General features: G+C 69.4%; 3 protein-coding genes. All 3 read right to left on the minus strand.

Features of this window, described 5'->3' with window-relative positions; genetic code table 11:
- Positions 1–2,894: ESPR-type extended signal peptide-containing protein (locus ACPYOD_RS18895; protein ID WP_481303231.1), on the minus strand; the 2,894-nt coding region annotated here is incomplete at its 3' end.
- Between the two features lie 213 nt (positions 2,895–3,107).
- On the minus strand, positions 3,108–5,015 hold the full coding sequence (locus ACPYOD_RS18900) for a PA domain-containing protein (RefSeq protein ID WP_481303232.1): 1,908 nt from the start codon (positions 5,013–5,015) through the stop codon (positions 3,108–3,110).
- 53 nt (positions 5,016–5,068) lie between these two features.
- Positions 5,069–5,518, minus strand: a complete 450-nt coding sequence (locus ACPYOD_RS18905; RefSeq protein ID WP_481303233.1) for a post-PEP-CTERM-1 domain-containing protein — start codon at positions 5,516–5,518, stop codon at positions 5,069–5,071.
- Positions 5,519–5,918: the final 400 nt, after the last annotated feature.

Genomic DNA, 5,918 nt, shown 5'->3' on the forward strand with positions numbered 1-5,918 from the left:
ACCGCGACGCTTCCCGGACCGTCCGCTTGTGCACCCGCACCGTAAGCCGCGCTGTTCTGGCCCGTCGCCACCGCACCGTAGCCCGTGGCCGTCGATTGCTGGCCCGCCGCCACCGCGCCCGAGCCGAAGGCACTCGCGCCCTGTGCGCCAGCGAAGGCACCCGAGCCCGCCGCCGTCGCCTGTTCACCCGCGGCCTGGGCGTCGTCGCTGCCGTCGTTCAAGCCGTTCGCCTTGAAGTAGTGGCTGGCGTCGCTCACGCTGCCGGCCACCGCATCCAGCTGGCCCTTGTTCACGGCATCCGTCGTTTCCGTGCCCGCGGCCACGTTCGTGATCTGCCGTTCCGTACCCACGTCGCCTACCGACACGGTATTCGCGCGATCGGCGGTCGAGTTCGCACCCAAGGCCACCGCGTTGTCGGCCAGCGCCCAGGCGTTCGCACCCAGAGCCGTCGAGTTGTCGCCAAGGGCCCAGCTGCCCGCTCCCAAGGCCACCGCGTTCGCGCTTTCCAGACCGAACAGGCCGAAGCCGGTTTCCGCGCCGGCACCGATGGCCACGCTCGCCACACCCGACGCACTCGATGCCGTGCCCAGCGCGGTCGAGCCGTCGCTGTACGCCGCCGCGCCCGCGCCGGCCGCCGTCGATTGCACGCCGTTGGCCAGCGACTGCGTACCTACCGCCGTGGACAGGTCGCCGAGAGCATTGGCCACCGCGCCCACAGCCGCCGATTGCGCACCGGATGCATAGGCGCCCACGCCCGTGGCCGTCGCGGCGAAGCCGCTGGCGTTCGCGCTCGCACCGACCGCCGTGCCACCCACGCCCGCGCTGGTCGCACTCGTATCCACCGGCACGCCACCGTTGGTGATCAGCGGATTGCCGTTTTCGTCCACGGCGTTGCCGCCGACCGCGACGCTTCCGGGGCCGTCGGCTTGCGCACCCGCACCGAAGGCCGCGGCGTTCTGGCCGGTCGCCACCGCACCGTAACCCGTGGCCGTCGATTGCTGGCCGGCAGCCACCGCACCGCTGCCGACCGCACTCGCACCCGGCGCACCGGCGAACGCGCCCTGCCCCGCGGCTGTCGTGTAATCGCCGCTGGCGAGGCTGCCCGCACCGAAACTCGACGCGCCGGTGCCCTGGGCGATCGCGTTGTGACCGTTCGCGGTGGAATCATCCCCAAAGGCCAGGCTGTTCGCGCCGGTCACCGTCGAGCCGGCACCTTGCGCCTGCGCATTCGCACCGACCGCGGTGCCATCTTCCCAGATGGCCTGCGCGTTGCCGCCAAGCGCCGTGGCGTTCTTGTCCACCGCGCGTGCGCTGCCGCCGAGTGCCGTGGCGAGATCGCCCACCGCCGTCGACTGCGCACCCACCGTCGTGGCCTGCGACCCGACGGCACCTGTCTGCGCACCGATGGCCGTGGCGTTGACGTCGGCGGCCACGGCGGACATGCCGAGTGCCGTCGCGTTCTCGTGATCTGCCGTGCTCAACCAGCCGACGGCCGTCGCATAGTCCGCTGTGGCCCACGCGCCCGCGCCCAGCGCGGATGCACCGGTGCCGGTGGCTTCGGCCGGGATGAAGCCAAAGAAACTCGAACCGCCGACCGCGACGCTTTCGTCACCCGTGGCCTGCGCGCTTTCACCCACCGCGACGCTGCTCAGTCCCACCGCGGCACTCTGCGTGCCGATGGCCGTGGACAGGTCGCCGATGGCATTTGCCACGGCACCGAACGCCGAGGACTGCGCGCCGGATGCATACGCGCCCACACCGCTCGCCGTCGCGGCGAAACCGCTGGCGTTCGCGCTCGCGCCGACCGCCGTGCCGCCGACACCCGCGCTCGTCGCGCTCGTGTCCACCGGAACGCCGCTGTTGGTGATCAGCGGATTGCCGTCTTCGTCCACCGCATTGCCGCCGACCGCGACGCTTCCCGGACCATCCGCCTGCGCACCGGCACCGAAGGCCGCGCTGTTCTGACCCGTCGCCACCGCACCGTAGCCGGCCGCGGTCGACTGTTGTCCCGTCGCCACCGCGCCGCTGCCGTAGGCGCTGGCACCTTGCGCGCCAGCATAGGCACCGGAGCCCGATGCCGTGGCGTAGTCGCCGGTCGCCTGCGCGTCATCGCTGCCGTCGTCAGCGCCGTTCGCCTTGAAGTAATGCGCGGCATCGCTCACGCTGCCGGCAAGCGCGTCGACACTGTTCGACACGCCGTCCACCGTGTCCGACAGCGCGTCCACGCGAGTCGATACGCCGGTCACCGATGAAGACACCGTGTCGAGCTGGCGTTTGTTCACCGCGTCGTTCGCCTGCGTGCCGTCGGCGACGTGCACGAGCTGGCGATCCTCGTTGACCTTGCCGATCGACACCGTGTTGGCGCGATCCGCGATCGAATGGTCGCCGAGCGCCACGGAATTCTTCGCGGTGGCGCTCGCACCGGTGCCGATGGCAGTACTGGCCGAGCCGCTGGCATATGCGGATGCGCCGATCGCCACGGCACTGGTGCCGACGGCGCGGGACGCCTGACCGACCGCCGTGGACCAGAGCCCGAGCGATTGGGCGTCGTTACCGAACGCCACGCTGTAGGCGCCGTCGCTGCGGGCCTTCGTGCCGACCGCCGAGCTGTAGTCGCCCTCGGCCTTGGCCCCGGTGCCGCAGGCGAACGCGTCGGCACCTTTCGCCACCGGCGCCTTGCCCTGCAGGCCAAGCAGATAGCCCCCGCATACGTTGCCCGCCTGTGCCGGCGAGCTGCCCAGCGCCAGCACGATGCCGGCGGCCAGTGGCAGCGCTGCCATGGCGGCGCGCAGGCGTCGGGAAGGGCCGCCCTTACCGTTGGCTTTCGCCAGTTCAGAAGCGACGACAAGCATGCCGAGCGACTTGTTCCAAACCTTGCTGTAGATGGTATTCACGTCAACCTTCCTCCCGAATGTCCGCTTGTGAGCGATCGATGCGCGGGCGCGCGAACGCGCGGCCCATCGCCAGTCCGTCGCGACCGCGGCGGACGATGTGTCCTGTGATTGATGACCCCTGGCACCGAGCCGCCGAATGCAGCCCACCATTCTGCGGCGCGGTGGGTGTGCCCCACGAAAGCAGAGGCCCCGGCGAACCGGGGCCTCTTTCCGTCACAGCGTGTAGGCGCCGAGGACGGTCACGCCGGAGTACGCCTTGACGCCCTTCACGGTCAGCGTCCATGTCCCCGCCGCGGGCTTGCCGGCGGTGAACATCTCGCTGTTGCCCGGACGATTCGGCTGGTCCTTCACCTTGCCGCTCGGGTCGGTGACGGAGATCGAAACGTCGCCCGAGCCACCGTAGGTGCGCAGGTTCAGCGTCTTCGCGTTGGCAGGCACCGCGAGCGTGTAGACCGTGCTCGCACCAGCCGCCCCCTTCTGGCTGGCCAGCGGCTGGTTGTTGGTGAGCGCGATGCCCGGAGGTGCCGGCGGCGGACCCCACTCGTCGTACTGCGCCTGGGTCTGCGCGTCCGTGAGGCAGGCGTTGAGGCTGCTCGCTTGGTCGGCCGTGATCAGGCCGTCGGCCGCGAGCTGTGCGGCATACGCCGTGACGCCCGCGCGATAGGCACCCACATCGTCGGCATTGCCGGCGATGATCTTCGCGTTGGCGATCACGTTGGCACCGATGACCATGCCGCCCGGTACGAGCTTCGGAATACCGGTGTCGCACTGGAGCAGGAACTGGTTGCCGCGATCGATACCCCAGCCGATGTCCTGGAACAGCGCGGGGGTGAGGTCGAGGTCGATCTCGCCGCGGAGGTCCTGGTTGATCGCGTATTCCATGATCGCGTTCGGCGTCAGGCGGGTGTCGTAGTGCGAGAACGACGAGCCCGGCGAAAGCTGTGCCGGCGCGTAGATCAGCACACCGTCCGCGTTGGTGCCGGAAAGGCCCGTACCCTGGGCCACCGCACCGGTGAGGCCGGCGAGGTTCGCCTTGAGCGTGTTGCCGTCCACCTGGCTCACCAGGATCACCGGGATGTTCACCGGCGAGGCGGGCGTACCGCCCGGCGTGACCGCCGCGGGCTGGTTGTTGGCGAGCAGCACGGCACTGGCGCCGGCAGCCTGGGCGTTGAGCGCCTTCACTGTGAAGTCGCAGGTACCGCGGTCGATGAGCGCAACCTTGCCGGCAACTTCCGAAGCGTTGGTGATGGCGGCGCAACCGTCGTTGGGCGTGGCACGCGCGACGCTTCCCGAGAAGTTCGCCGAGGTGGCGGTCGGACCGAAGGACGCCTGGGCGTACTCGTAGTCGCCGGCCGCGGCAGCCGGTGCGGAGACGCGGTACACGTTGGGCTGGCTCAGGGCGAGCGGCGCTTCCGCGACCACCGTCGGGCCGGAGAACGCGAGGTGTCCGTCATCGAGCGCGGCGGAGACGCGCTGCGCCGGCGTGAGGTCGTCCCACAACGTGCCGTTGTGCTTCACGAAAGTGCCGTAGATGTCCGGATGCGAATCCGCGCCACCCGGGAAGTCTTCGCCGGTCTGCAGATCGGTGAGGCCGAGGAAGCCGAGACCGTGTCCCATCTCGTGCAGCACGACGTTGAGGAAGTCGATCTGCCCGGCGGGCACCTGATGATCGAGGCCCATGTACCACTTGGAACCTTCGATGCAACCCGGTGAACCGAGCGCGCCGTTGAACTGGCTCTGGATGTCGGCGTTGCCAGGATCGAGGTCTTCGCCGGCAAGGGCGTCGGCCGTCGGCCCTGCGTACCAGGTATCGGCCTTGGCGCCCGCCGGGAGGTTGGCGGCATCGAAGGTGAAGACCGACAAGGGGCCGGACGAACCGAGCACGCCGCCGGTGGCGTCGCATTCCAGCGGTTCGAACGTGGCGTTGTTGATGATCGTGACGTTGCTCTTCAGGTAGGCGCCGTGGATGTCCGCCGCGAACTGGAAGACATTCAACGCCTGCTGCCCGAACGTGGTGCCGGGGTTGCCGCCGATCGGCGTGGCGGGCGTGTGATCGTCCAGGCCCTGGCCGGTACCGACGTCCTGGTTGACGATCTTGATCTCGGCGGCGGTGGCGCTCATGGCGCCGCACAGGCCGGCTGTGAGAAGGGCTGAATAGAGAAGGCCGCGGCGGATCATCGGGTTGCCTCCGGTGCCTTGGGTGCAGCCTGTGCGCCCTGGTCTTCATGGTGGATGGAAAGGGAGCCGTCGGCCTCGCGCGTGGCGACGACGCTGCTCATGCGTTCCAGCGGCAGGCGCATGCCGGTCGCCTTCGCGCCGCTGTGCAGCGTGATCTTGCGGGCGGTCTTCACCGCTTCGGCGTTGGTGCGCGGCTGGCCCGTGAGTGCCGAGACGCGGCTTTGCCGCTGCTGGGCGCCCTGGACGTACGCGGCCCGCTCGGCGGCGGTCGGTGCGCGCAGCTTGCCCGTGGTCGGATCGATCGCCACGACCTGCAGGCTCTGCCCTGTTGTTGCCTTCGGCGCGGCCTGTGCGGCCGGCGTATCGGCGGCATACGCCGCCCCCGCCACGGTGAACATGCCCGTCAGCACGAGGCCCAAAGCCTGTGCCAGTGTTCGTGAAGTCATTACCAGTACCTCCCTAGTGCGGCGCCGGGACCCCTCCCTGCACGCCCACCGGCGAAGACCCCCTCGCCGGCGTAAACACTCGAGGATTCGACGTTCCCCTCAACGCCAACCCAAATCCTGCCCGTCGCGCCAGGCGCGACGGCGACGATTCATGACGTGGAAAGGCCCATCGGACCGGTGACATCGGGCGCGGCGCCCTGGACGGATGAAGCCTTGGCCGGCTTCGCGGTGGAACCGTTTACCATCTGCACTACCCCTTGCCACGTGGTACTGCCGCAGACGACCTGGGTCGCCTTCCCTTTGGTGTCCTTGGCGGACATCCCCTGCCGAAAAAGGTTGGTGTTGCGATCCCTTCCAACCGTGTCCTACACGTCGTCTTTTTGACGACGGTCTCTGGAAC

It is taken from the genome of Luteibacter sp. HAY1-4A (genome assembly GCF_056755355.1).

Coding starts and splice junctions, on each gene's coding strand:
- ACPYOD_RS18905 (WP_481303233.1), bottom strand. CDS start 5,518: ATGACTTCACGAACACTGGCACAGGCTTTGGGCCTCGTGCTGACGGGC.
- ACPYOD_RS18900 (WP_481303232.1), bottom strand. CDS start 5,015: ATGAGCGCCACCGCCGCCGAGATCAAGATCGTCAACCAGGACGTCGGT.